The organism is Mycetohabitans sp. B2, from assembly GCF_021733735.1.
GTDB classification, from domain to species: Bacteria; Pseudomonadota; Gammaproteobacteria; order Burkholderiales; family Burkholderiaceae; genus Mycetohabitans; species Mycetohabitans rhizoxinica.
The window spans coordinates 1-1,103 of record NZ_JAHKSP010000102.1; the positions used below are offsets into that span (position 1 = coordinate 1).

1 protein-coding gene is annotated in these 1,103 nt (G+C 68.0%); it reads right to left on the reverse strand.

Annotated features, from left to right (window positions below; translation table 11 throughout):
* On the reverse strand, positions 1–1,103 hold a 1,103-nt coding region (locus KPG66_RS16900; protein WP_237071609.1), incomplete at both ends, for a condensation domain-containing protein.

Genomic DNA, 1,103 nt, shown 5'->3' on the forward strand with positions numbered 1-1,103 from the left:
CCGAGCGTGGCCGGTCGGTCGGCAGCGCCAGCAGCACCGGCGCGTCGGCGAGCGTCGCGCGCCAGTAGTCGCTTTGCACCTGCAGCCGCTCACCCGTGAGCCACTGTCGTTGCCACGCCGCATAGTCCGGATACTGAACCGACAGCGGCGGCAGCGCAGCGGCTTGCGCCCCAACGCTCGCCGCGTACAGTGCACTCAACTCGCGCGCGAGCACGCCAAGCGACCAGCCGTCCGACACAATATGGTGCTGCACGAGTAACATCACGTGCTCGTCATCGGCCAATTGCATGCCGCATGCGTGGATCAACGGGCCCTGCGCCAGATCGAACGGCGCGTGCGCGGCTTCGTGACGCAAGCGTGCCAGTTGCGCCTGCGCATTTGGCACACCACGCAGATCATGCCAGCGCAGCGGCACGCCCGTGTCCGCCGGCAGCAACTGCACCTGCGGCTGACCGGCGACGCTCACAAACGTCGAGCGCAGCGCTTCGTGACGCGCCCACAGCACATCGAGCGCCTGTTGCCAGGCCGCTCGATCCAGTGGCCCGCGCACGTGCAGCGCCAGCGGCGTATGATACGACTCACTGGCCCCATCGAGCTGCGCGAGAAACCACAACCGCTGCTGCGCGAACGATAGCGGCAGACTGCCTTCGCGTGACACCGGTGTGATCTCGGGCAGCGCATCGGTGCCTTGTTGCAAGTGGGCTTCGAGCGCCGCGGCAAACGCGGCCAACGTCGGCGCCGCGAACAAGGTCGCCAGCGGCACATCAGCGCCCAGCCCGCTGACCCGGTTCATCAACCGCACCGCCAGCAGCGAGTGGCCCCCGAGCGCAAAGAAGTTGTCGTGCCGACCCACCCGCTTCACACCCAAGAGCTCGGCCCAGATTGCCGCGAGCGTCGTCTCCAGCTCGCCTTGCGGCGCTTCATACGCTTGATGTGCCCGCGCCTCGTCATCCGGTGCGGGCAGTGCACGCCGATCGAGCTTGCCGTTCGGTGTCAGTGGCCAAGCGTCCACCCGCACAAACGCACTGGGCACCATATACTCGGGCAGGCTCGCCGCCACCTGCGCGCGCAAGGTGCTCGCCAGTGGCTCGTCCGCTTCGGCC